The sequence below is a fragment of the Novacetimonas hansenii genome (genome assembly GCF_014843995.1).
Classification (GTDB): Bacteria; Pseudomonadota; Alphaproteobacteria; order Acetobacterales; family Acetobacteraceae; genus Novacetimonas; species Novacetimonas hansenii.
Map to the genome: position 1 here is coordinate 752179 of NZ_CP062147.1, position 25862 is coordinate 778040.

Consider the following 25862-nt stretch of genomic DNA (forward strand, 5'->3'; position numbering starts at 1 on the left):
TACTTGACCAAAGGAACTGTTTCGTTTCTTCTGTAACGAAAAGAAACGGCATGTGCGCCGTGGACGCGGAGATGCGTATGCCTATCCTGCTGGAACACCGTCGTGTGTTTGAGGGCCATCATCATGACACCAGCCATGCAGGCGGCATCGCGGCCACCCTTCCGCACGACGCGCCGGGGGGCGTGGCGGACAAAAGCGCCGACACCGCGACGCCAGCTTCGGCCACATCCCCATCCACACATGACCGGTCGCGTGCAGAACAGGCGAATGCGGCGCGGGTGAACGGGGAACGCGAAACCGGTAATCAGGCGAACGCGACACTGGCGAACGCGGCACTGGCAAATGCGCCATCGGTCCTGTTTGTCGATTCACGGGTCGATAACTGGCGGGAACTGACATCCGGCCTGTCGGCAAATGTCCATGTCGTCGTCATTCGGCCCGGCGACAACGCATTCGCCACCGTTTCCTCCGCCGTGGCGAACCGCAGCGGGCTGGCCTCCATCCAGTTCCTGTCTTACGGCACCGACGGGTCGGCCGAACTTGGCGCCACCATGTTCAATGCGGCGTCGGTCATGGATCAGGCGTCCGCCGTTGCGGCGTGGGGGACGCATCTTGGCACCGGGGGGCAGATCCTGTTCTGGGGCTGTGATGTGGGGGCGGGGCAGGATGGCCGGATGCTGGTGGAGGATCTGCATCGCCTGACGGGTGCCAATGTCGCGGCCTCCGCCAATGCCACGGGTGACGCGGCCGAGGGGGGCGACTGGACACTGGAAACACGCAGCGGTGATTTCACGGTGCGTGACCTGTTCACGCGCGCCGCGCGTGCGGCCTATGACGGCGTGCTGGATGTGCCTGATCCGGCCGTCACGATTTCGGGTGACGCCACGGCCCTTCTGGGCAATAGCTTTACCCAGACCCTCTCATTTTCCAACAGGGCCGGATCGGCGGCAGGGTACGGCCCGTATGTGGAAATGTTCGTCCCACATACCCAGAACAGCAGCGCAACCGTCCAGAGCATGACCTATCTTGGTCAGGCGCTGGCGACGAAAACCGTCACGCTGTCCACCACGGTCGCGGGGCATGTCGGCACGCTTGGCGCGCTGGACCCGTTCGCGGTGGACAAGACGGGGCATCCCGTCTTCGTGGTGGCGCCCGCGGGGTACCAGGCGGGTGACGAACTTGTCGCTGCGCGCCTGCCTTTCGCCAGCTATGCGCCTGGTACGCCGGCGGCCAGTATCGTGGTGACGCTGACGGCGGATACCTCCTCGACGCCCGGGGCGACGCTGAATATCGATGCCATCGGTGGTTTCATGTATGGCGCCGATGCGCAGAACAATCCCGCGACCGACCCGTCCATCCGGGGCACCGGCGTCGCCTCCGCCAGTGATCCGGCCGATGGTCTTGCGACCAGTACGGTCAACCTGAACCTTCTGAATATCCAGACCCAGGCCCTGACGACAAAGGATGGTGAACTGGCGGCCGGGCCATCGCATGTCGGCATATACGAGGTGCAGATCACGCCGGCCGCGGCGACAACGGGCGACCCGATCAGGAATGTGGACCTGACTGTCGCCCTGCCGGCGGACGTGCAGTATACGGGCGGCACCATTAACGTCACCGGTTCCGACGGGAAGGTGACGGCAGTGCCCGCGACAACCAACCCCGGCGGGACCGTGACCCTCCATTTCGCATCGCTCAGCGCCGCTGATGGCATGACGAAAGTGGACATCCCGTTCTATGTCCCGGAAACGGATGCCAGCGGCAGGCAGATCGTCAATGAAACGACGGGGGCGTCGGCGAACATCGTCGGGCCGACAGTGACCTATAACAGCGCGGTGAACTGGACCGCGCCGTCCGGTACGGTGGTAACGGTCGATGGGTCGGACCCGAATGCCCCAACCTCCGCCGCCTTCATCGCGCGCGCCGTGGCGGTGCAGATAACATCGGCCACGGATAACAATGCCGCCGTGGCCGCGGGCAGCAACCTGACCTATAACATGGCGGTTCAGGTCAGCAATTATAACGCCACCAGCAACCTGACCCTGACCTCCAGGATTGATGACGAACAAAGCGTCAATCCGGCGATCGCACCGGTCTTTACATGGACCGATGTGTCGGGCCAGCACTCAATTTCGCTGGGCCTGCCGGACAACCCGGTTTCCGCGACACAGAATGGTCAGGTCGTCTCGACCTCCGGTTCCAACAGCTACTGGAACTATACGCGCAATGCCGACGGCAGCACGAGCCTGGCCTTCAACATCTCCCAGGCCCTTCTGGCCAATGGATATAGCGGCGAATTGCCCCCCGGCGTTTCAGGGAACCTGAGCTATGGCACAACGGTACTGAGCGGCCATACCAATGCGCCCATCAATCAGGCATCCGGCAAGCCTGCGATGATCGAGGAGGGCGACACGCTGTCGGGTACGGCGGGACTGAGCGGTACGCTGCTGGACAAGGACGGTGCGCAGCAGGGCACAACCCCGGTGAGCGAGACGGAAAGCGGCAGCACAACCCTGAGTGTTGCGAAGGGGAGCGTGACGCTGAAAATCGTTGCGATCAATGGCAAGGCGGTTCCCGATGGCACGACGCCACAGGTGCAGCCCGGCGACGCCGTGACGTACGAGGCCGATTACCAGACCATAACGGGGAATTACACGGCACTGAACCTGTCTTCTTACCTGCCGTCGCCGGTGTTCAACGTGGTGGACCCCAATTCGGATGGCGGCACGACGGGGTATACAGACGCAACCGACAGCAGCACCTATCCATCATCAGGCGGCTACAGGCTGGTGAATGCACCTTCGGGTGTCGTCATTTCGAAAATGACGACAGATGCAACGAACAACGCCCTTTCCTTTGACCTGTCGGGGTATCAGTCGGCAACGGCGACGACCACCCCGGAAAAGCTTGGCGTGCAGTTTACGCTGACGGCCACACAGCAGCCGTTCGCCAATGACCTCGTGCTCAACGCGCTGGAGCAGGGGACGATGACGACCAGCACGGACAGCATGAGCCAGACCTATGCCCCGGCCCGGCTGACGGTGCAAAATCCCGACCTGACCACCACCACGGGCATTGCGTCGGTGGCAACGGCGTCGGGGGCCGAGGATGGCGGCGTGACCTATACCAACCAGATCAGTGGCGACGTGACGGCGCGCCCGTCGGAATTCGCGACGGCAGGATCGTCGTCCGTATTCAACACAGGCGCCACGCCAGAGGGGATCGCCCCCGCAACCAACGAGGACGCCCGCAACCTTGTCGGAAGCGAGACCGTGCGCGTGGCCCAGACCGTGCAGAACAACGGCAGCGGGGCCGCGTATGACGTGACGGTTTCGGGCGCCCTGCCCACGGGTGTCGAAACGTCACAGATCACGAATTTCCAGATCGTGCGCGAGGACGGGACCGTCCTTGTGACGGCGGATGCCAGCGGAAACCTGCTTGGTGCGGTCACATCCGCTGGCACTCAGGCCACGATAGCGGATTATTTTTCCGATAACGGCGTGCAGGTGGAGGCCCCCGGCGGCAGCGGCAATGCCGTCCTTATGGCCAATGGTTCCCCTGCCGATGCCCTTGTCGTGGTTTATGATGTCGCCACCCCGCCGAATGTGGGGCTGGGGCAGGATTACGTCTTTACGGGCACGATCGTGAATTATGCCGCCGTGACGGGGGGTGTGAAGGCGGGGAACGGTTTTGTCAGCAACGGTGTGCCGACGTCGATTTCCGGCGCGGTCATGACCGATACGGCAACGGTCAGTTCCAAAGACCCCACGATCAGCATGCAGGTCGGGACGTCCAACATGGCGGCCGATGACCATCTGGCGGATGCCTCCAACGCATCGGCCTATGCCGTGGGCGAGACGCGGCCCTTTAGCGTGACCGTATCCGTGCCGCCGGGCCAGTTGAGCAATGGCACGGGCGACGTGCAGGTAAAGGTCGCGATCCCGTCGCACGAAGAGGTCGATCTTTCGTCCGTGACGGTGACGTTGGGGAACGGGCTTACGGCCACGCTGCCCCCGTCGGCCGTCTCGCTCGATGCGTCGGGCAACCTTGTGGTCGATCTTGGGCCATCAGTGCTGGCATCGGGCAGCGGTGATGACGATGTGACGATCAATTTCAATGCGTCCTTCCCCCTGTCACATAATCTGGACGGGAAAACCGGAACGCAGGAAAACACCTCCGCGTCGCTGATCTATTCAGGGGCCCCGGTGCAATCGAACACGATTACGATGCAGGAGGTGGACCCCGACGTCGTCACGACCCTGACGCCGGATAATGGCAGCCACCTGCAAAGCGGCGAGATCGTGACCTATACCTATACCGCGACGAACCGGTCAGGGGCGGTTGCGGCGGATTTCCAGGATACGCTGACAATTCCCGACGGTTATGTGCTGGTGCCCGGTTCGCTGGTCAATGACGGGTCCATGACCGTTGCCGCGTCATCGGACGGGACCACCATCCATATCGGCGGCAATGATCAGGCGCTGACCGGGACCGGCAGCACGGGGGCGACGGAAAGTTTCACGTTCCAGGTCAAGGTCGCCGACAACCTCGCATCCGGCACGCGCCTGACGATTGCCTCGCAGAAGCTGGCGTCTGGCACGACCACCGCATCGCACGTTCCTGCCTCCCTTGGGACTGTTGGCGGGTATGAAAGCATCCCCTACAGCACGTCCACGACGGGCAAGTGGTTTGCGACCTCGGTTTCCGCCACGGCCACCATTGACAGTTTCAGCGATGCCCATCTGGAAATCGTGGGCGAGGCGGCGGGGGTGAATTCCGGCACGGTCATCCCGGACCCGACCTATAGCCATACCGAACCGACCTCGGCCAATGTCGTGCCCGGCGATGTGGTGCGCCTGCAGGGTTCGGCGCATATTCCCGAAGGTCGCAACACCGATACGACCGTGACCATCACCGTGCCATCCGGCCTGACGATCCCGGCGGCTTCCGCGAACCTGACGATTGCCCTGATTTCGCCAGGGGGGGATACGACGTCCGACATCGTGGACCCGGACGGCAATATACCCGGCCTGCAGGTCACTTCCACCACCGCAACCGATGTCACCCTGATCCGGCCGACCTATACGCTGCCTGCTGGTGACTGGTCGATTACGACACATGACGATGGCACCTCGTCGCTTGTCATCAACCTGGGCACGTTGGTCAATAATGACCAGTTGTCCGGCGCGCATGCGGTTGCGCTGGCGTTCAACGCGGTGGTGGACAATTCGATCGCCAACATCGACGCATCCAGCCTGCATGTCGGCATGCAGGTGACGGCCAACGGCAGCGCCACGCCGATCACCACCAATACCGCGCACCTGACGGTTGTGACGCCTGCGCTGGGCCTGACGCAGGCCGAGGGACCGGCGCAGACCGCGCAGGACCTTGCGCTGGGTATCGTGCAGATGCAGGCGACGTTGAAAAATACCGGCGACGCCACGGCCTATAACGCGCAGATCACCGGGCTGATCGGTCCCAACGAAACCTATATCCCGGGAAGCGAGCGGTACACCATCACCAACGCGGATGGCACCACCAGCACGGGTACGCTGACGGTGGGGACGGACCCGTCCGATGGGCATCCGGTTTTCTCGCTGCCATCGCTTGCGGCGGGACAGACGCTGACACTCCTCTATCAGGCCCGGATCACTGATATTGCGCAGCCGGTGGCCGAACATACCGCCGTGGCCACGGCCCAGGACATGGACCCGGCGATAACTGAATACCAGGGCACGGCAATCGGGGCGGTCGGGTCCGCCGAAGGCCCGCGCGACGGGACGTTATCGTCGCCGCAGAACAATATCCGCGCCGCATCCTCATCGGGGATTGGCGTGGTGACGGGGCAGGTTTACGAGGTGATCGGCCGTCCCGATACGTGGGGTACGTTCGATCCGAATCTGGATACGCCACTGGGTGGCGTGCCGCTGAGCAGTGTGGATGCCACGGGGCAGAAGTTCGTCTATACGACGGATGCCAGTGGCAATTACATTGCAACGCCACTGTTTGACGGCACGACGATCCTGACCCTTCCCGATGCCGGAAGCGGGAACCCCGTGACCGTGCCCGCCAACGCGACGCAGGTGGCAGGACTGGCGATACAGTCCGATGGGCACTGGATGCTTGTCGAAACCCCTGATGGCAGGTTGGTGACGGGCCAGAACGTGGTTTATGAACTGCCTGATACCGCGCCGGTCATTTCGGGCTTTTCACGCGGGACCGTTACGGTCGCGGGGGGCAGCACGAACCTCATTTCGAACGGTGCGGGGGTCAACGATGCCGAAATCGCCCGGCTGGTTGCGGCCTATCCTTCGGAATATGGCTATAACGGCGCGGTCCTGAGCGTTTCGCGTGTCAGTGCGGCGGGCGTTGCGACCCCCGATGCGAATGACGTGTTCGGCGGCCAGTCCGGCCTGTCCTTTGGCGCCAGTGGCGCGGTAATGCTGAATGGCACGCAGGTCGGTACTTATACGCAGGGCGGCGGGACGCTGAAGATCACCTTTGGTGTGAATGCAGCAGAGGTCCAGCAGGCGACGGTGCAGTCGGTCCTTAATGACATCACATGGACGAACACGGCGGAAGCCAACCAGTTCCAGTTCCCCATCGCCATCGGTGTCACGCTGAGTGACGGCAATACCGACAATTCGCAGGGCACCGGCGGCGTCATGACCAGCGCCGTGGCGATCACCACCTTCCATACCAGTGCGTCGGGACAGACGGACGTGACCTTTGTGGAACCGAACGACGCGACGCCCACGCCCACGCCCCTTTTCACCGCCGCGACAGCGCCCGGCGTGGTCGCGCCTGCCGCCACGGCGGTTTTCACGCTGGGCAATGCCCAGACGGGGGATGCGCTGGTGTTTTCGGGGGCGGGTGATGTGGGCGACATCGTTGCGACGGTGGGGGCGGACGGGTCGCTGCATCTGGCATCGGCATCAAATGGCGCCACCACGGCGCAGTGGAACCGGGCGCTGGCCGATGTCGGGTTCGTCAATATGTCCGACACGCCCGATACGGCCGTGTCGCGCACTGTCGCACTCAGCGTGACCGACGCCGCCACAGGCGATATCACAACCGCGAACGCTGTCGCGACGGTCAACGTGATCGCCGCCAATGATTCCCCCGTGCTTGGCCCCGTGGCCGATGACGTGGTCCCGGCGCGCGAGGACGCAACATCGCCCCCGTCCGCCACGGCGGGTGTCGCCGTTTCCTCGCTGGTGACATCCGTGATCGACCCGGACGCCAATGGCGTGCATGACGGGGCGGTGGGCGTGGCGATGGGCATTGCCGTTGTCGGGGCCGATACGTCCAAGGGAAACTGGTATTATTCAACGGACGCGGGCAGGACATGGACCCTGTTCGCCTCTGCTTCCACGGCGGCCATTTCGTCGGGTAACGCCCTGTTCCTGGCTGGTGGCCCGGATACCCGCATCGCCTTCGTCCCGACCACGACAGATTACAACGGCACGATCGGTGATGCGTTGCAGTTCAAGGCATGGGATGGGTTCGACCCGCATGCCAATGGTTCAACCGGTGCATTGCCTGCAACACTTGGCGCGGCGGCGGCCCTCAATTCCCCGGGCACGTCCTATTCCGCGCAGACGGATACACTGATCGTCAATGTCGCGGCGGTGAATGATGCGCCGGTTGCAACCGGGAATGTGACGCTGCCCCCCATGGCGGAGGATACGACGAACCCGCCGGACGCATCGGTATCATCGCTGTTTACGCATGTGTTCAATGATTCGCGCGATCAGCAGGTATCGGCCTCCAACCCGGACGGGTCGTCGGCAAATGACCTTGTGGGCATTGCCATTGTCGGAAATACGGTGCCCGCCGCCGATGGCGTGTGGCGGTATTCGACCGATGGCGGCGCGACATGGACGGCGGTTGCAACGAACGTGTCGGATACGAACGCGACCGTGCTGTCGCCATCGGCGCTCCTCTCGTTCCTGCCCGCGCCGAACTGGAACGGCACGCCGCCCGCACTGACATCGCGCCTGATCGACAGCAGCAATGGCCCCGTGGCGGATGCAACAGGGGTGGATGTATCGGTCAATGGCGGGACTACGGCGATTTCGGCCAATTTTTCGGCGCTTTCGACAGTGGTGACGCCGGTAAATGACGCGCCGCTTGCCACCGGGAATGTGACGCTGCCCCCCGTGCCGGAGGATACGGCCAACCCGTCCGGGGCCTCTGTGGCGTCGCTGTTCACCCCGGTTTTCAATGACCAGACGGATGCGGTGCCGGGCGGGTCGTCGGCAAATGACCTTGCGGGGATTGCCATTGTCGGAAATACGGTGCCCGCGACCGATGGCGTGTGGCGGTATTCGACCGATGGTGGTGCGACATGGACGGCGGTTGCAACGAACGTGTCGGATACGAACGCGACCGTGCTGCCATCGTCGGCCCTCATCTCGTTCCTGCCTGCGCCGAACTGGAACGGCACGCCGCCCGCACTGACGACACGCCTGATCGACAGCAGCAGCGGCGCCGTGACGGCGGAAACAGGGGTGGATGTATCGGCCAATGGCGGGATCACGGCGATTTCGGCCGGGACGTCGATGCTTTCGACGGCGGTGACGCCGGTGAATGACGCCCCGGTCACGACAGGGCACACGCCGCCTGCGATGACGGTGGCGGAGGATACGACGACACCACCGGGCATATCGGTGTCCACCCTTTTCGGGCCGAGCTTCAATGACCAGACGGATGCGGTGCCGGGTGGGTCGTCGGCAAATGACCTGGCGGGGGTGGTCATTACGAAAAATGATACGCCCGCATCGGACGGGACATGGGTCGTGGTCCATGCGGATGGATCACGCACCCCGGTGGGGGCCGTGTCGGAAACGAATGGCCTTGTGGTTTCGGCCTCGGACCGGCTGGCCTTCGTGCCTGCGCCGAACTGGAACGGTACGCCCGACCCGCTGACGGTTCACCTGATCGACAGTAGTAGCGGTGCCGTGACAACCGGCACGCATATTGATGCGACGAAAAATGGGGGGACGACGGCCATATCCATTGGCACGGTCGATCTTCCTGCCATTGTGCAGCCGGTGAATGATGCGCCGCTTGCCACCGGGAATGTGACGCTGCCCCCCGTGCCGGAGGATACGGCCAACCCGTCCGGGGCCTCTGTGGCGTCGCTGTTCACCCCGGTTTTCAATGACCAGACGGATGCGGTGCCGGGCGGGTCGTCGGCAAATGACCTTGCGGGCATTGCCATTGTCGGAAATACGGTGCCCGCGACCGATGGCGTGTGGCGGTATTCGACCGATGGTGGCGCGACATGGACGGTGGTTGCAACCAATGTGTCGGATACGAACGCAATCGTGCTGCCATCGTCGGCCCTCATCTCGTTCCTGCCTGCGCCGAACTGGAACGGCACGCCGCCCGCACTGACGACACGCCTGATCGACAGCAGCAGCGGCCCCGTGACGGCGGGAACGGGGGAGGATGTATCGGCCAATGGCGGGATCACGGCGATTTCGGCCGGGACGTCGATGCTTTCGACGGTGGTGACGCCGGTGAATGACGCCCCGGTTGCCACGGGGAATGCGACGCTGCCCCCCGTGTCGGCGGATACGACCAACCCGCCCGGGGCCTCTGTGGCATCGCTGTTTACCCCGGTTTTCAATGACCAGACGGATGCGGTGCCGGGCGGGTCGTCGGCAAATAACCTTGCGGGGATTGCCATTGTCGGAAATACGGTGCCCGCGACCGAAGGTGTGTGGCGGTATTCGACCGATGGTGGCGCGACATGGACGGCGGTTGCAACCAATGTGTCGGATACGAACGCAATCGTGCTGCCATCGTCGGCCCTCCTGTCGTTCCTGCCCGCGCCGAACTGGAACGGCACGCCGCCCGCACTGATGGCGCGCCTGATTGACAGCAGCAGCGGCCCCGTGGCGGCGGGGACGGGTGTGGATGTGTCGGCCAATGGCGGGATCACGGCCATTTCGGCCAACCTGTCCGCGCTTTCGACGGTGGTGACGATGCGTGCGCGCAATCCCGTCCTGTCGGATGACACGCAACGCAACGGTTTTTCCGAAGAAGCACTGACCGGCAAGGCCACATGGGACCTGTTCGATCGCTATGACCGCGATAACGTCCATCGTTTGGGAACGCCCATGGACGCAGGATGGGTCGCAGGGTTCGTGTCGCGCAGCTTTGTCCAAGCGGGAAGCCATTTTTCCATCCCGGTGGTGGACGACGATGTCCTGGGGGCCTCGCCCCATCCTGATGAGAACTGGACGATGGATGTCCGTATGCAGGACGGCGCGCCATTGCCGGCGTGGCTGATTTTTGACCCTGTGACCCGGCGTTTCGAGGGCGATCCCCCCGAAGGGGAATCCTGCGATCTGGTCCTGCATGTCGAACTTGCGGACGGGTACGGCCATCGTGGTTTTGTCGAGATGTTCGTGCATGTCCAGGGCGAGATGGACGGGCTGATGTCGCGGCTTCTGGATGATCGCGCCATGTCCGCGCCGTCGCGCGCGCAGGCCCCGCGGCAGCGTTCGACCCTGCATGACCGGCTGCGTGCCCATCATCAGGCGGCGCGCCATGGCCATGGGCGGCACCTTCTGCGTGGTGGGGGGGCCAGATAACCCGCCGCGCAGGCCGTATGTTTCATTTCCGCAATAATGTCATTTCCATAAAAAGCCCGGCGCAGGCGTCACATCCCGTCCTTCCTGCCTTTGTCGAAGAGGTGCGCCCCACCTGTCGCGCCGCCAACCCCGTGAATAGCGAAAGTTCCCTGCCGTCATGACGTTTTGCCATTCTTTGCGTCGGCCACTGGCCCGAACCGTCGGGTTTGCCTCCATCCTTTGCATGACCGCCTGTTCGGTCAAGCCCCAGCCCATGACCCTGGCGGAGAACGTGTTGCGCGCGCAGGAAGACCGCGCCACCATCGACAAACATTATGTGCCGCTGACGGGTGGGCTGAGCATTTCTGGCGCGATCGCGCGTGCCCTGCGTTATAATTACGATATCGAGGTTTCAAAGCTGGAGGTCACGCAGCAGGAAAAGAACCTTGACCTGACCCTGATGACGATGTTGCCGAACATGTCGGCAGATGCAGGATATTCGCATCGTGGCAACAATAATTCGGCCGAGAGCATCTCCCAGCTGACGGGTGAGCATTACCTTGATTATTCCTATTCCGAAATGCCGACCCACGGGACGGGCGATGCCCAGTTTTCGTGGGATCTGATGGATGCGGGCATCAGCTATTTCATGGCCCGGCAGGAAGCCTATCGCGCCCTGATTGCGGTCGAGCGCCGGCGCAAGGCGATCAATAACCTTGTACGCAACACGTCTGATGTGTACTGGCGCGCCGCGACGGCACAGGAACTGTTGCCAAAGATCGACCCGATGATCAACGAGACGGAGGCGATGCTTCGGGCATCACGTACGTCGGAGGGCGAGCATCTTCAGAATCCTGTGGTCTTGCTGGATTATCAGGCGAACCTGATGCGTACGGCGCGTGAACTGCATCGCCTGCGCAACGACCTGCAATCCGCACAGATCGAGCTGCGTTCGCTCATCAATGTCGCGCAAAATACGCCGCTGAACCTGACCACCCCGGTCGAGACATCGCTGGCAGGTGGGGACATGGACGTGCGCAAGCTGGAGGATATCGGCCTTGTCATGCGTCCCGAACTGCGCATGGAGGCATATCAGCAAAAAATCGACAAGCAGGATGTCTATAAGGAAATCATCCGCGTGCTGCCGGGGATCGGTGGCATTGGCAATCTGAATTTCGATTCCAATTCATTGCTGTATCACAATTACTGGGGGCAGATCGGGGTCCATGCGACCTATAACCTGATGAATCTGGTCCGTGCCCCGGCCGAGTTCTCCAAGGCGCACGGGGCGATCGCGGTGTCACAGCTGCGCCGCCTTGCCCTTTCGGTTTCGACGCTGGCTGAAATCCACCTGAGCGATCAGCAATATATCAACGCACTGGACATGCTGCGCACCGCACGTGATGCGGATGAGGTCGGCCGGCAGATGGAAACGGTGGCGGACCGGGTCGAACGCGCGGGCGCGGAATCACGATCCGACCGCGTGCGCCATCGCCTGTCCGGGGTGCTGGCGGAGGTCGATTGCGCGCGGGCATATGCACTGGCGCATTCATCGCTGGCCAACCTGTATGAATCCGTTGGCATCGACATTGTCCCGGCCAACGCGACGACAGAGGATCTGGCGACGCTTAACAAACAGGTCGATGCCTCGATCAAGGACTGGCTGGCCGGTCGCCTGCCTGAACTGCCGCCGCCTGCCAACCCCGCCAAGATCCCATCCGACCCGCTGCATTTTGGCATGGGGACACGCCCGACAACGATGGAAACCGCCAGAAAGGATGGATTCATAAATTGATCAAAACAGCAATGTCGCTGGGGGTTGCAGGAATGCTGGCCTTCGTCGTTCCCGCCATGGCGGTGGATGCGCCAGCCCCCCAAAATCCGCAGGCGCAGGAACCCCCGAACCAGGGGGTGCAGTTCCAGGCCGTCGCAACCCAGCAGGCGCTTCTTGCCGCGCCGATGGCCGGGATCGTGGATGATCTGCCCCTGCGCGATGGGCAATCCTTTCATAAGGATGACCTGCTGGCGTCATTCGATTGCGGCGTCCAGCGGGCGACGCTCGACCATGCGGTGGCAGAACAGCAGAAACATGCGGGGCTGGTCACGATCCAGAACCGCTTGCGGCAGTTGAAAAGTTATTCAGAGGCGGACATGCGCACCGCGCAGGCCGAATTGCAGGCGGCCAATGCGGACCGGCGCCTTGCGCAGGCCAATGTCGCGCATTGTACCGTACAGGCCCCGTTTGACGGCGTGGTGTCGGGTGTCAGCGCCCACGCCCATCAGTTCCTTCAGCTTGGTGCGCCCCTCCTTTCCATCGTCAATCCCGGATCGGTCGAACTGGACATGGTCGCGCCTGAGGCGCTGTTGCCCAAAATCCAGCCGGGGGCCGAATTCTCTGTCATGCTTGCCGGGCATACGCAAAAGGTCCGCGCCAGGGTCATCCGCCTCAGCCCGGTCATTGATCCGGTCAGCCGGACGGTGCGGGTCTATGCCGTGCCGGAAGAAGACGCGGCCGCCTTCCTGCCGGGCATGACGGGGGAGGTGGTCTTCCCGTGAATATGTCTCCCCCCCCTGAGGGGGGCTTTGCGGGGGGGGCGTCGGGCGACAGGCTGGTGGTCGAACGCCTTGCGCGGATGGTCAGCCTGATGGACCGCCTTGCATCCCTGCCGCGTAACGAGGCCGGGTTCGAGGCGGTGCAGGGCGCGCGTGACCTGTTTCGCTGTACGCTGTCCTTTCTTTATCTGGAGGACCCGCCGCGGATCGAATGTGTTTCCGGCGCGGGCCTGCCGGATGCCGACGCCCCCTTGAGCGTATGGATGCGCAAGCTGGTGCGCACGGTGGAACCGCACGAGGAGGCACAGGCATTCGACCGGGCCGACCTGCCCCCGCCGGTGCAGGATCCGTGGCCGGCCTCGTGGCCTGATTATGGGCTTTGCGCGCCGTTGCGCATGCCGGGCGGGCGTGTGGGCACATGGGTCGTGATGGGGGAAACCCCATGGAGCCGCGCCGACGCCACCGCATTGGGGTCGATGGCGCATGTTCTGGCGCGCGTGCTCATCACACCCGATACGCCGCGCCCGTCGGTGTGGCGGCGGCTTGATCGCTGGAAATGGTGGGCTGTTGTGGCCTGTGCGCTCTTTTTGCTGCTGCCGGTCCGAAGTTTCGTGGTTGCCCCGGCCGAAGTCGTGCCCGTGGTGCCCATGCCCGTGCGTGCGCCCATTGCTGGCACGGTCGCGAACATGGCGGTCGCGCCCAACATGGCGGTTCATGCGGGCGACGTGGTGACACGGTTTGACCGGGCGGTCCTGCAAAGCGAGCGCGATGCCGCGTCCCATGAACTGGAGGTGGCCCGCACACGCTATAGCGAGGCGCTTCAGGGGGGGATGGACGATGCCAAGGTGCGATCGGAAATCGGTCCGCTACAGGCAAGGGTGGGCGAGCAGGAAGCCGAATTGCGGCGCAGGCAATGGATGCTGGACCATGCCGATGTCCGCTCGCCGGGCGACGGGGTGGTGATTTATGACGATCCGGCGGACTGGATGGGGCGTCCCGTGGAAAAGGGCGAAAAGCTGGCGCTGCTGGCCCAGCCGGAATCGACGCGCATCGCAATCCATGTCCCGGCTGCGGAAATGATCGCGCTGGCCGATGACGCGCCGGTACAGTTTTTTGATGACCTGCGCCCGGACCGCCCGCATCGTGGCCATCTGGTCTTTCGTGGCTATTTCCCGGAAACCTCGGCGCAGGGGGTCGCGTCCGTCCTGCTGCGCGCGGACCTTGATGGTGCGGCGATCCGGCTGGGCACCAAGGGGGAGGCACGGATACTGGGTGGGCGACGGCCACTGGTCCTGTGGCTGTTGCATCGCCCGATCTTCTGGCTGCGCCCGTGGCTGGGGCTGTAGGGAATGACGGACTGGCCACCACTGCGTGATGACCTTGACCTTGTGCGCGGCCCCATGCTGGACGGGTTGCCGACATGGACCCTGCATGATCCGGTCTCCAACCGGTTTTTTCGACTGAGCTGGAAGGAAACGGAAATTCTGGTTCACTGGTCGCTGGGCGATGCGCAGGCGATCGCACACAGCGTATCGGCCGTCATGGGCCGGGTGTGCGCGCCGGGTGAGGTCATGGCCGTGGCGGAATTCTGCCACAGGATGCATCTGGTGGATGCTGTTTCGCCCGCCACCCTGGCGCATGAACGCGCCGCGCAACGGCAGGGAATATGGCAGTGGCTGTTGCATCATTACCTGTTCCTGCGCATTCCGCTGGTCCGTCCCAATGCCCTGCTTTCGGCCATGTTGCCTTGGTGTGGCTGGATGTTTTCGCGCTGGTTCTGGGGCGGGGTCGGTGTGCTGTCGCTGCTTGGGTTCTGGGGCATTGCCCTGCGATGGGAGGAGTATCGCGCGGGACTGCATGGATTGCTGTCGATGCGCGGGCTGGTTTCGGTTGCACTGGCCCTGGGTGCGGCCAAGCTGGTGCATGAGTTCGGGCATGGCATCACGGCCCGGCGCATGGGATGTGACGTGCCCGCGATGGGGGTCGCATTCCTGGTGTTGATGCCGGTTTTCTGGACCGATACCACCGATGCATGGCGGTTGCAGGATGCGCGCGGGCGGGTGGCGATTGATGCGGCGGGGATGCTGTCGGAACTGGTTCTGGCGGCGGTTGCCTCCGTACTGTGGGCGGTCCTGCCTGATGGCGGCGCGCGGCAGGCGGCACTTGTGCTCAGCGGGTCGGTCTGGATCAGCGCCGTGCTGTTGAATCTGTCGCCGCTGATGCGATTTGATGGGTATTACATCGCATCCGACCTGCTGGGTGTGCCCAATCTGCAATCACGGGGCTATGCTCTGGGACGTTGGCAGTTGCGGACATGGCTGTTCGGACATCAGGCGCCCCCGCCCGAACATATGCGCAGGGGCCGGGCCATCGGGGTGCTGTGTTATGCCTTTGCCTCGATGGTCTATCGCTTCTTCCTGTTTCTGGGCATCGCGGTTCTTGTTTATCGTGAGGTGTTCAAGGCGTTGGGCATCGTCCTGTTCGGGATCGAAATCTGGTTTTTTCTGGTCGGGCCGATCCTGCGTGAAATCCGGCAGTGGGGCAGGCTGATGCAGGCGGCATCAAGGTGGCGGCGGGGCGTCGTACTTGGGGTCATGGTGGTGGGGGTTTTGGTGGCGGTCGTGCCATGGAACCGCACGGTGCGGGTGGACGGTCTGTGGCGCCCGGCGATGCAGGCGCGGCTTAGGACCGCCGAAGCGGGCGCGCTGGTCTGGCTGCTGGCGCCGGGGACGGAGGTGACGCGCGGGCAGGTGGTGGCGCATCTGGTGTCAGAGGACCTGCAGGCCGGTCGCGATGTGGCTCAGGCCCGGCTTCAGACCAGTCTGGCCGAGTTGCGGCGCGCGGGATTCGCGGGCGAGTCCGGCGACCGCGCCATGCTTTCGACAATGGCTGACACGCAGGAGGAGGTTTCGCGGGGACGCCACGACGTGGCCGCAGCCGAAGGGCGCATCGACGCACTGGATATCCGCGCGCCATTCGATGGGGTCGTGGTCGATGTTGACCCGCAGGCGTATCAGGGCGAAGTCTTTCCAAAGCACACGCCGCTGTTCAGCCTTCTTTCACAGGGGCCGGGCGTTGTCGTCGGCTATGTTGGGGAAACCGATATCCGTGGGATTCACGCGGGGACAAGGGGGCGTTTCTGGTCGAAAACGGGTGGTCCGCCCCTTTGCCTGACGGTGGAGCGTGTGTCGGATGCGAATGCGGAGGCCATCGAGGAACTGGAACTGGCGCAGCCATCGGGCGGCCATATGGCCGTGCATCGTGACCGGCATGACACCTGGCAGGCTGATCTTCCGCTTTATCGTGTTGTGGCCCGCGTGGACGCGCCTGCACCTGAGCCTGCGGCACGGATCTTCGGCCTTATGGTGCTGGATGCCCCCTCAAGCAGCTTTGCCCTTCAGGTCTATCGCCGGGCCGCGTCGCTGCTGGTCCGTGAAAGCGGGTTTTAAGGGGAGGGTGTTTGAAAAGTCAGGATCAATAACATCCTGAAATCATAAAATTTTTTGGTGAAGCTTTTTCCCAAAAAGCTTCAGAAGACGCTGCCTTTTTGAAAAACGGCAGCACCCAAAAACTTTTCTTGTTTTCTCAACAGGTTGCTTTCAGACCATCCCTTATCGGGGGGAAGGGGACCGGCCCGCGATCTGGTGCTGGTGGCATGGGATGGGGCGATGCCCGGCCATGGTGCCTGTTTTTGTGATGTGGGGAGGGGGCCATAAACGACGAAAGCTGCCTTGCGGCGGCTTTCTCGTGTCCGATTGTTTCCTGTAAGGAAACTGGAGCGGGCGATGGGATTCGAACCCACGACCCCAACCTTGGCAAGGTTGTGCTCTACCCCTGAGCTACGCCCGCGCTCCGTGTCGGTGAAGCGGTGTTTACGCAATAAGCATCTGTGGCGCAAGGGGGAAAATGCAGGGTGGGATGTTTTTTTTGATCTGCCCGGTCTGAGGTTGCGTGACGCCGTGGGAATGACAATCTATCGTTATGAAACGCAGGCCACCGGCCCCGACAGGGGATGCGGTGGCGAAGACACAAAGCCAAGGCAGGATCAAGTTTCCATGGACTATATCATCGGTCAGTCCCCGTCCCCCAACACGCGTCCCGGCGCCCCCGCCGCCACGCCGGGTGCGGCGCCGTCCGCCGGGGCGGCCGTGATTTCGGATGGTGACCAGAACACCTTCATGCGTGACGTGGTCGATGCCAGCCGCACGGTCCCGGTGCTGGTCGATTTCTGGGCCGCGTGGTGCGGGCCGTGCAAACAGCTGACGCCCGTGATCGAAAAGGTGGTGACATCGGCCGGTGGCCGCGTGCGCCTGGTCAAGATTGATGTGGACGCCAATCAGGCGCTGGCGCAGCAGTTGGGCAAGATTGGCCTGCCGTTGCAGTCGATCCCGCTGGTCGCGGCGTTCTGGCAGGGGCAGATCCTTGACCTGTTTCAGGGCGCACAGCCCGAAAGCGAGGTCCGGCGCTTTGTCGAAGGTGTGCTCAAGGCGGCGGGGGGGGCCTTGCCTGCGGCCGACCTGATCGCCCTGGCGCGCAAGGAACTGGACGAAGGGCGGGCGGAGGCCGCGGCCGGCGCCTATTCGCAGGTGCTGGAGATCGAACCCGAAAATCCCGCCGCGTGGGGCGGGCTGGTGCGCGCCCTGATCGTCATGGGGGACGAGGAAGGGGCGGCCGACGCCCTGCGTGACGTGCCCGCGGCCATTGCGGAACATGCGGAGATCAAGGGCGCGCGCGCGGCCCTCGACCTCAAGCGTGAAGGCCGCAAGGCGGCGGAGGAGGCGGAAAGCCTACGCGCGCGCCTTGTTGCCAACCCCAAAGATTACGAGGCCCGGTTCGCGCTTTCGACCGCGCTGAACGCGGCGGGAAAGAAGGCCGAGGCCGCCGACGAACTGCTGACGATCATGAAGGAAGATCGCGCATGGAAGGATGACGGCGCGCGCCTGCAGCTTATCCGCCTGTTCGAGGCATGGGGCCATGACGATCCCGCGACGGTGGCGGCGCGTCGGCGCATGTCCTCGCTGCTGTTTTCATGACGCCACGCCATGACCGGGTCGGCCATGTGGTCGAACATGACGACATCCCGCGCCGCATCCCGCTGATACAGGACATGACGCTGGCGGATTTTCCGGCGGAAATCGGCCTGTTCCCGTTGAATGAGGCCATGTTGCTGCCGCATGGGAAGCTGCCGCTCAACGTGTTCGAACCGCGTTATGTCGCATTGGTGGAAGATGCGATGCGTGAAGGCCGGATGATCGGCATGATCCAGACGCGCGACTGGCCCGGCATGGCGGAACCTATGACGCCCGGTGACGGGGTGTTCGCCGATGGTGACGGCAACGGTGATGGCGGTGGGGCCGGTGGGGCTGGCGGCCTGCCGGGGGGCGCGGATGAAACCCCGCCCCTGTATTCGGTGGGGTGCATCGGGCGCATTACATCCATGACCGAACGCGCGGATGGCACATATGGCATCACGCTGACGGGGCTGGCGCGGTTTCGCCTGCTGCGCGAGGCCGGGATGCGCCGGGGATACCGTGTCGCGCGCATCGACGTGTCAGGCTTTGCCGCCGATGTGACCGACCCGGACGAGGACGTTGCCTATGACCGGGAGCGCCTTTTGGAGTCGCTGCGCCGGTTCTGCACGCAGCAGGGGCTGAGCACGCAGTGGGATGCGTTGTATGAAATGGACGACGTGACCCTGCTGGTGATGCTGCCGATGATCTGTCCGTTCGCGACGGCGGAAAAACAGGCATTGCTGGAATCCGCGACGCTGGCGGAACGCGCCAATACGTTGCGCACGCTGCTGGACATGGCTGGACATGAGCCGGACGAGGGTGCATCCCCGTCCTGATCCAACATGATTTATGCAGGAGGCCGCCCAGTAATGACCGAAAAGCCTACTTTCCCACCGCTCGATCCCCGTCTTCTGTCGGTGCTGGTGTGCCCTGTGACCAAGGGGCCGCTGGTCTATGACCGCGAGGCCGGCGAACTTATCAGCAAGGGCGCGGGCCTTGCCTTCCCGATTCGTGATGGCATCCCCATCATGCTCCCTGACGAGGCGCGTCGCCTGGCGGATTGATCTGTGGGCTGATCTGCGGGCTGGCCTTTCGCCATGTGACGCCCTTGGCGCACGGACCAGCCACGGGCGCGGCCCTGACCCAACGCGGCCCTGACCCGGCGGATAGTGCGATTCCTGCCCCCTTAACCCTGTTTATGCCGCAACGGTCTGCAAAAGCCGGATAGCGCCGGTGAAAGTGCGGGGGCCATGCCCCCTGGCGGCATATGCCTGCGCCGTAGAGAGTGTTTGAAACGTCAGGCGATATAACATACTGAAATTATAAAAGTTTTTGGTGAAGCTTTTTCCAAAAAGCTTCGAAAGACGCTGCCTTTCTCGATCAAAAGGCAGCACCCAAAACTTTTCTTGTTTTTCATCAATGATTTGTTTTCAGACAGTCTCTTGGATGTCGGCCGCGACGTCCACCCCGTCGATCAGGCGGACTGAATCCAGCCACGCCGCCGCCAGCAGGCGTGCGGGGGTAGTGGGTGTCTGCGTCATTGGCGCAAGGTCGCGCGCATCGCGCAGTTCGAGGTAGTCGACGGACGCGAACCCCGCCGAAAGCAGCGCGGCATGCGCCTGTCGCAGGGCATCGGCCACATCATGCCCGGCCGCGATCCGTTCGGCGCAGTGTGCCAGAACCTGCGGCAGGGCGCGGGCGCGGGTGCGGGCATCGGGGGACAGGCGGCGGTTGCGCGATGACATGGCCAGGCCGTCTTCCTCGCGCCGGGTGGGGCAGGTGACGATTTCCACCGGCAGGTTCAGGTCCGTCACCATGCGGCGTACCACATGCACCTGCTGGAAATCCTTTTCACCAAAGAACGCACGGTCCGCCAGCGCCTGCATCAGCAGCTTGCACACCACGGTGGCCACCCCGTCGAAATGGCCGGGGCGCGCGCCGCCGCACAGCCCTTCGGACACGCCACGCACGGAAATGGTGGTGGCAAAGCCGGGGGGATACATCTGCGCGGCGTCCGGCGCATACAGCACGTCCACCCCCGCCGTGCGCAGCAGTGCGGCGTCGGCCTCCACCGTGCGGGGATAGGCGGCAAGGTCGGACGCATCGTCGAACTGCGTCGGGTTGACGAAAATACTGACCACCACACGGTCGCATGCCGCGCGCGCGGCCCGCACCAGCGACAGGTGCCCGTCATGCAGCGCACCCATCGTCGGCACCATGCCAACGCGCAATCCATCGCGTTTCCATTGCATGACGCGCGTGCGCAGGTCGTGGACGGTGTGGGCGATGGTCATGTGCGCGGTGGTCGTCATGGGGCCGTGTGTCCTGTTACGGGGGTGGGCGACGGGTGGGCGCGCCGGTGGCGTCGCCCATGTGGATCGGTTACGTGTGGATCGGTTATCCGTGCAGCGCGCGCAATATGCAAACGCCACCTGCATGATGGGTCGTGACCGATGGTTCGCTTTTCTGTTATGTTGCCGCCGTGTCCAGCAGGAGGCTTACTTGACCCGCATCGTCCATATCCTTGGCCTGTTCGCCTTCGTGCTTGCGCTTGCCGCATGTGCCTCCACCACGCCGGGAAAGGTGGATAATCGCGCCGACTGGCAACGCTGGGGCTATGCCGAGGGGCTGAAGAAAGTCGCCTCCTACTGATCCTGCGCGCCATGGCGGCCCGTCCGGTGGCAGAGTCGCCATAGCCCGCCCCCGCGTTTTCCCATTGCGTGCATGGCCCGTTCCGTGCGCGCCCCTTTGTGTTCTGGAGCCACCGGCGCGCAGCCGGTGAATGGTGCATGACCCTTTCTTCTTCCGATCCTGCCTGGTTCCCGCTGGCGGTGCGCCTTGATGACGTGCCCGTCCTGGTCGTGGGCGGGGGCGAGGTGGCCGTGAACAAGGTGCGCCTGCTGCTGGCGCACCGGGCGCGCATTTCGGTCATCGCGACCCGTCTGGTGGCGGACATGCGCCGGTGGGTGGAAGATGGGGTGTTGACCCATATCGCGCAGGATGCGTCCGATGCGGCCGTGCGCGCGGCCATTCCCGGTTGCCGCCTGGTCTATGTCGCGACCGATGACCGTGCGCTGAATCGCCGGATCGCGGCGATTGCGCATGACCTCAACGTGCTGGCCTGTGCCGTGGATGACCCGCAGCCCTCCTCCTTCATCACACCGGCGCAGGTACATCGCGGCGTGGTGCGTATCGCCATTTCCACCGGTGGCGCGGCCCCGGTCCTGGCGCGGCGGTTGCGTGAACAGGTGGAGGCGACGATTCCCGACGGTACCGGTGCCTTGGCCGGTTTCATGCAGGCCGAACGTGAACGTGTCGGCGCGGCCTGTCCCGACATCGTGCGCCGCCGCCGCGTCTGGGAGGCATTTCTGGACGGGCAGGGCGCATCCGCCGCCCGCGCGGGGGATGTGGCGCGCGCGCGCGATGTGCTGGACGCGCTGTTGTCGGGGGACGGGCCGGGGGGAGAGGTCTGGCTGGTTGGTGCGGGGCCGGGGGACCCTGACCTGCTGACGCTGCGTGCGCTGCATATGATGCAGAATGCGGATTGCGTGCTGTATGACCAACTGCTTTCCCCCGACCTGCTGGATCGTGTGCGTCGTGATGCGGAACTGGTGTTCGTGGGCAAGCGGCGCAATCGTCATACCATGCCGCAGGAGGAGATTAACGCCGAACTGGTCCGTCGTGCCCGTGCGGGGCAGCGTGTGCTGCGCCTGAAGGGCGGGGACCCGTTCGTGTTCGGCCGCGGGGGGGAGGAGATCGAGGCGCTGTTGCACTCACGCATCCCGTTCCAGGTGGTGCCCGGCATTACGGCGGCCAACGGGTGTGCGGCCTATGCCGGGATTCCGCTGACGCATCGCGACTGCGCGCAGGCCTGCATGTTCGTGACCGGCCATGCCCGCGCCGATGGGGTGCTGGACCTGCCATGGGCCAATATGGCGCGACCGGGACAGACGATCGTGATTTACATGGGGGTTGCGGCCCTGCCGGTGCTGTGCGCCGAACTGGCGCGCCATGGCCTGCCCGATGACTGGCCCGCGGCCATCGTCGAACGCGGCACCCGCCCGGACCAGCGCGTCTTTACCGGCACGTTGGCCGACCTGCCGGGGCTGGCGCGTGAAAATGGGGTCGGCAGCCCGGCGCTGATTATCGTGGGACAGGTGGTTCGGCACCGCGTGGTATCGCCGTCCATCGCAGCGCCGTCCATCGCGTCACCACATGACGCATCGCGAACCGACCCGTAAATTTCCGACCGGCGCGCAACAGGGGCCTGCACGCGATGCCTGTAAAGGGCGTGTGCAAACGGCCCGTTGATAAGACAGCATATATCACTGCGGATGTTTCCCGTTGGGCTGTGGCCTTCCCCTGTTTCGGGGGAGTGTTCCCTTGCGGCATGAGAACCTGCGCGCGGTCCTGTCGTTTGTCCTGGTAAGGGGAAATCCGCGCATGGTCACGCCGAAGTGAGGGTATGTGTGATTTTTATATTGAAAATGATAATCATTATCATCTAAGGTCAGCGACATGATAAACCTCTAGGGAGCCGGACTTCGCGTGTCCGGGAATGCCATGTCCAGTTATGCGACCGTTCTGTCCGATCTTCCCTGTGGCGAACGACTGGCGGTATGGACCGTCCGCCGTCTTGTCGGGCCTGTGCATCCGATGCCTTCATGTTCCGGTGCGGCGGGCCTGTCGGTCAATGCGCGTTCGGCGCTTGGGCTGTTCTTGCCATGCAATCGCCGGGAATTCGCCGATGTGGCACAGGCTTTTCACAACGCACTGGCATGGATGGCGCGCCAGCGGCTGCCGCTGCTGGATATCGCGATGGCCGGGGTGATGCATGTAACCGATGTGGAACGTCGCCTGCTGGCGGCCACGGCGGCGGCACAGGCCGGTCATGATGACGAAGCACGCATCGCCCTGCGTGATGTGTCCGACCATGACGGGGTGGTGACGCGCCTGATGCCGGCCATCACGCTGCTTGGCGCATGTCTAGCGGGGGCGGGATACTGGCTGGGGGTGCGGGTGGCGCGGCCGATGCTGCATTGCGCGCCGCATTACACATCCGTGGCGGCTGCCCCCGCCATTGGCCATGCCTGAAGGGGACGGGACCTGCGGGTCGTGCCGCACGGATGTGGCGTTACAGGACGCCGCATCCGGGATTCAGGTATTGGAAAAATGAATACCATGAAATATGTGGTAAAATGTTCCGTTACCAGATGATGTTTCATTAAACGTTCATAAACGCAGCGACTGAAAAAAACTATCGTCCCGCGCAGCAAGGAAATTGCGCGAGGTGATGTTGATGTTCGCGAATACAGGGGCCGCGTTTTTACGATATATTCCCCATCGTGCCGGATGTGCGCATATTGTTTTTGTGCTGGCTGTCGCTGTGGCCTCCACCGCGCAGGCCGCGGATGCCGGCAGCACGGGGAAGAAGAAAACCGCGGCGGCTGTTCATGGGACAAAGCCGGCGCCCACCGCGAAAAATGAATATATCCACGTCAATGCCAGCCGTTCGATGCCCGATGGCGTGACGCTGAATGCGCCGGGCGGCGGCCGCATGTCGGTGGAGACGGAGGCCCGTTCGCAGACGACGCTGACACGCGATTACATCGCCAAGCAGTCGCCCACCGCCAATATCAATACGCTGATTGCCATGGTGCCTGGCGTGGTCCTTGGGGCGAAGGACCCGATGGGGATCGAAAGCGACCATATGAACATGCGCGGCCTTGACGGGTCCGAAGTCGGATATGTGTTCGAGGGGATACCATCGTCCAATCCCACAACCTATGTCGCGCATACCCAGATGTTGGTGGATGCGGAAAATATCGGTTCCATCAAGGTTATTCAGGGATCTTCGAGTATTGATTCCCCCGTGTACTGGGCGGCCGGCGGCGAAATCAACACCAGGATGATGGACCCGTCGCACCAGATGCACGGATATGTTTCCGCATCGGGTGGGTCATACGGGTCGAACAAGGAATTTGCCCGGTTCGAAACCGGTGATATCGGCAATACCGGCCTGCGCGGGATGGCGTCGTTTTCCTATACCCGCAGCAATAACTGGTTCGGCGGGGGTGGTGTCTATCGCTACCATGTGGACTCCAAACTGACCAAGGACTGGTCGATTGGCAATACATCGCTGATTTTCGGCTATACCCGCGAAAATCAGGCCAGTTACCCCACGGTGACGATGGCGAAATGGGATGCATGGCAGAAAACCGGGAAAAGCCCCGGATATAACAAGGATTATTATTTCGGGAATACGAACTGGTATAAACTGCACATGGAGGACGAGAACGAAATCCATGTCATGCTGCCATCCGACCTGCGGCTGAATGACAGCCTGCGCCTGCAGGTCCGTCCCTATTACATCCATCGTACCGGCCCCACGCTCGGCAGTGCCATGGTGCCCGGCAGCGGCGGATATATGGGCAGCGAACAGTACGGCAACCTGAACCTGCCCTATGCGCAAAAGGGCAAGGCAACCGCCGTGGCCTATAACAACTGGCAGGAAGACAGTGGCGGGCTGAGTTCGGAAATCTCTTGGGTGACAAGGCATAATACGCTGTCATTCGGGGACTGGTACCAATATACGGATTACAGTGTCCTGAACGATTATGGTGTGGTCAATGACGCGGGCGATACGGTCGGGGGATACAACCCGATCCGCCTGCCGTCGGGGCGCGTGCTGGCGACAGAGGACATGAGCTATATACAGCAGGTCAATACGCTGTATATCGCCGATACGTTCAGGGCATTTAACGACCGTCTGGTCATCAATGCGGCGTTCAAGGCCTCAATGGTCGGGCGTTCCGTCACCAACGACATTCCCGGCACGCAATACAGCAACAACAGGAATTATTTCGAGCCCCTGCCACAGGTTTCCCTGACCTATTTCATCACCCGCCATGACCAGGTCTATGTCAATGGCACCACGTCATATCGCATGCCCGCGTCGGCCAATGCGTATATCGACAGCTACAGCCTGACATCGCCCAAGCCCACGACGACGATTGGCAACCTGAAGCCCGAATATGACATCAGCGAGGAAGTCGGCTATCGGCACACGGGACTTTTCAATGTCTCGCTTGCGCTGTTCAACATGAACCTGACGAACCATCAGGTCAGCTCGTCCGAATACCTGCCCGGTGACAATTACCTGACCAGCGTCCCGCTGAATGTCGGGGGGGAGACGATCCGGGGCGTACAGGTCGAATTCGGCATGAAGCCATGGCATCATTTCAGCCCCTATCTGTCGGGGCAGTTCCTGCATGCCACCACGGACAATAATTTCAACGCCGGCACAGATTACCTGCCCACGGCAGGGAAAACCGCGATTGCCGCGCCGAAATTCTCAGGCTCCATCGGGTTGCAGTATGATGATGGGCATTATTTCGGGAATGCCAACATCCTTTATGTGGACAAGCAATATTCGGCGCTGATGGATAATGCCGCGATGCCGTCCTACATCACCGCCAACCTGACGCTGGGTTATCGCTTCCACAGCTTCTCGCGCTTTCGTTCGCCACAGATCCAGGTCAACATCATGAATGTGGGCGACAATCATTACCTGTCGGCGGTGTCGGGATATGGCGGCACGGCAAAGGCGATGAAGGGCATGAACGGAACCGCCGTCAGCGCATCGACACCAAGTTATTTCGCCGGGGCGCCATTCGCGGTCGTGGCCAGTGTTTCAACAGGGTTTTAAGAC

General features: G+C 63.0%; 13 protein-coding genes and 1 tRNA gene. 12 read left to right on the top strand and 2 right to left on the bottom strand.

The annotated features are described in order from the left end of the window. Positions 1-71 precede the first annotated feature (71 nt). The 5 genes from IFJ82_RS03250 (at position 72) to IFJ82_RS03270 (ending at position 16588) form a co-directional block, all read left to right on the top strand. Positions 72-10607, top strand: a complete 10536-nt coding sequence (locus tag IFJ82_RS03250) for a DUF4347 domain-containing protein (protein ID WP_192265598.1) — start codon at positions 72-74, stop codon at positions 10605-10607. Between the two features lie 157 nt (positions 10608-10764). Continuing rightward, entirely contained in the window at positions 10765-12381 is a 1617-nt protein-coding gene (locus IFJ82_RS03255; protein WP_081378659.1) for a TolC family protein, read from the top strand. Then, the gene (locus IFJ82_RS03260) at positions 12378-13142 is read left to right on the top strand and encodes an efflux RND transporter periplasmic adaptor subunit (protein ID WP_139312528.1); all 765 of its coding nucleotides are present in this window, start codon (positions 12378-12380) and stop codon (positions 13140-13142) included. The genes IFJ82_RS03255 and IFJ82_RS03260 overlap by 4 nt, the downstream gene beginning before the upstream one ends. Further along, complete coding sequence (locus tag IFJ82_RS03265) at positions 13139-14485, top strand: efflux RND transporter periplasmic adaptor subunit (protein WP_139313109.1); 1347 nt, start codon at positions 13139-13141, stop codon at positions 14483-14485. The genes IFJ82_RS03260 and IFJ82_RS03265 overlap by 4 nt, the downstream gene beginning before the upstream one ends. A gap of 3 nt (positions 14486-14488) precedes the next feature. Beyond that, the gene (locus IFJ82_RS03270; protein WP_192265600.1) at positions 14489-16588 is read left to right on the top strand and encodes an HlyD family efflux transporter periplasmic adaptor subunit; all 2100 of its coding nucleotides are present in this window, start codon (positions 14489-14491) and stop codon (positions 16586-16588) included. Positions 16589-16913: 325 nt separating this feature from the next. Here IFJ82_RS03270 and IFJ82_RS03275 read toward each other — a convergent pair. Then, positions 16914-16988, bottom strand: a tRNA-Gly gene (locus tag IFJ82_RS03275). Between the two features lie 206 nt (positions 16989-17194). Between IFJ82_RS03275 and IFJ82_RS03280 the strand changes: the two genes are divergently transcribed. From IFJ82_RS03280 to IFJ82_RS03290, 3 genes are read left to right on the top strand one after another with little or no spacing between them, the layout of a single operon-like run. Next, complete coding sequence (locus IFJ82_RS03280) at positions 17195-18172, top strand: tetratricopeptide repeat protein (protein WP_062810012.1); 978 nt, start codon at positions 17195-17197, stop codon at positions 18170-18172. Beyond that, positions 18169-18987, top strand: coding sequence for an LON peptidase substrate-binding domain-containing protein (locus IFJ82_RS03285; protein WP_192265609.1), 819 nt, complete (start codon positions 18169-18171; stop codon positions 18985-18987). Before IFJ82_RS03280 ends, IFJ82_RS03285 begins: the two co-directional genes overlap by 4 nt. A 33-nt stretch (positions 18988-19020) precedes the next feature. Further along, positions 19021-19215: a Trm112 family protein gene (locus IFJ82_RS03290; protein ID WP_062809470.1), complete on the top strand. Its 195-nt coding sequence runs from the start codon at positions 19021-19023 to the stop codon at positions 19213-19215. 366 nt (positions 19216-19581) lie between these two features. Here the strand turns inward: IFJ82_RS03290 and panC are convergent, their stop codons facing one another. Further along, complete coding sequence (gene panC, locus IFJ82_RS03295) at positions 19582-20463, bottom strand: pantoate--beta-alanine ligase (RefSeq protein ID WP_003621860.1); 882 nt, start codon at positions 20461-20463, stop codon at positions 19582-19584. 190 nt (positions 20464-20653) lie between these two features. Here panC and IFJ82_RS03300 point away from each other — a divergent pair, with 190 nt between their 5' ends. The 4 genes from IFJ82_RS03300 (at position 20654) to IFJ82_RS03315 (ending at position 25859) form a co-directional block, all read left to right on the top strand. After that, positions 20654-20803 carry a hypothetical protein gene (locus tag IFJ82_RS03300; RefSeq protein ID WP_167614000.1) on the top strand — a complete coding sequence of 50 codons (150 nt, stop codon included), beginning with the start codon at positions 20654-20656 and terminating at the stop codon, positions 20801-20803. Positions 20804-20940: 137 nt separating this feature from the next. Continuing rightward, complete coding sequence (gene cysG / locus IFJ82_RS03305) at positions 20941-22392, top strand: siroheme synthase CysG (RefSeq protein ID WP_192265611.1); 1452 nt, start codon at positions 20941-20943, stop codon at positions 22390-22392. A 322-nt stretch (positions 22393-22714) separates the two neighbouring features. Then, positions 22715-23245 (top strand): hypothetical protein, encoded by a 531-nt coding sequence (locus IFJ82_RS03310; protein WP_003621865.1) that lies wholly within the window; start codon positions 22715-22717, stop codon positions 23243-23245. A 205-nt stretch (positions 23246-23450) separates the two neighbouring features. Further along, positions 23451-25859 (top strand): TonB-dependent receptor, encoded by a 2409-nt coding sequence (locus tag IFJ82_RS03315; RefSeq protein WP_175575177.1) that lies wholly within the window; start codon positions 23451-23453, stop codon positions 25857-25859. Positions 25860-25862: the final 3 nt, after the last annotated feature.

What these genes read in the sequence shown, in the direction of transcription:
- IFJ82_RS03250 (WP_192265598.1), top strand. Translation starts at nt 72, where the DNA reads ATGCGTATGCCTATCCTGCTGGAACACCGTCGTGTGTTTGAGGGCCAT.
- IFJ82_RS03255 (WP_081378659.1), top strand. Translation starts at nt 10,765, where the DNA reads ATGACGTTTTGCCATTCTTTGCGTCGGCCACTGGCCCGAACCGTCGGG.
- IFJ82_RS03270 (WP_192265600.1), top strand. Translation starts at nt 14,489, where the DNA reads ATGACGGACTGGCCACCACTGCGTGATGACCTTGACCTTGTGCGCGGC.
- IFJ82_RS03280 (WP_062810012.1), top strand. Translation starts at nt 17,195, where the DNA reads ATGGACTATATCATCGGTCAGTCCCCGTCCCCCAACACGCGTCCCGGC.
- IFJ82_RS03285 (WP_192265609.1), top strand. Translation starts at nt 18,169, where the DNA reads ATGACGCCACGCCATGACCGGGTCGGCCATGTGGTCGAACATGACGAC.
- IFJ82_RS03290 (WP_062809470.1), top strand. Translation starts at nt 19,021, where the DNA reads ATGACCGAAAAGCCTACTTTCCCACCGCTCGATCCCCGTCTTCTGTCG.
- panC (WP_003621860.1), bottom strand. Translation starts at nt 20,463, where the DNA reads ATGACGACCACCGCGCACATGACCATCGCCCACACCGTCCACGACCTG.
- cysG (WP_192265611.1), top strand. Translation starts at nt 20,941, where the DNA reads ATGACCCTTTCTTCTTCCGATCCTGCCTGGTTCCCGCTGGCGGTGCGC.
- IFJ82_RS03310 (WP_003621865.1), top strand. Translation starts at nt 22,715, where the DNA reads ATGTCCAGTTATGCGACCGTTCTGTCCGATCTTCCCTGTGGCGAACGA.
- IFJ82_RS03315 (WP_175575177.1), top strand. Translation starts at nt 23,451, where the DNA reads ATGTTCGCGAATACAGGGGCCGCGTTTTTACGATATATTCCCCATCGT.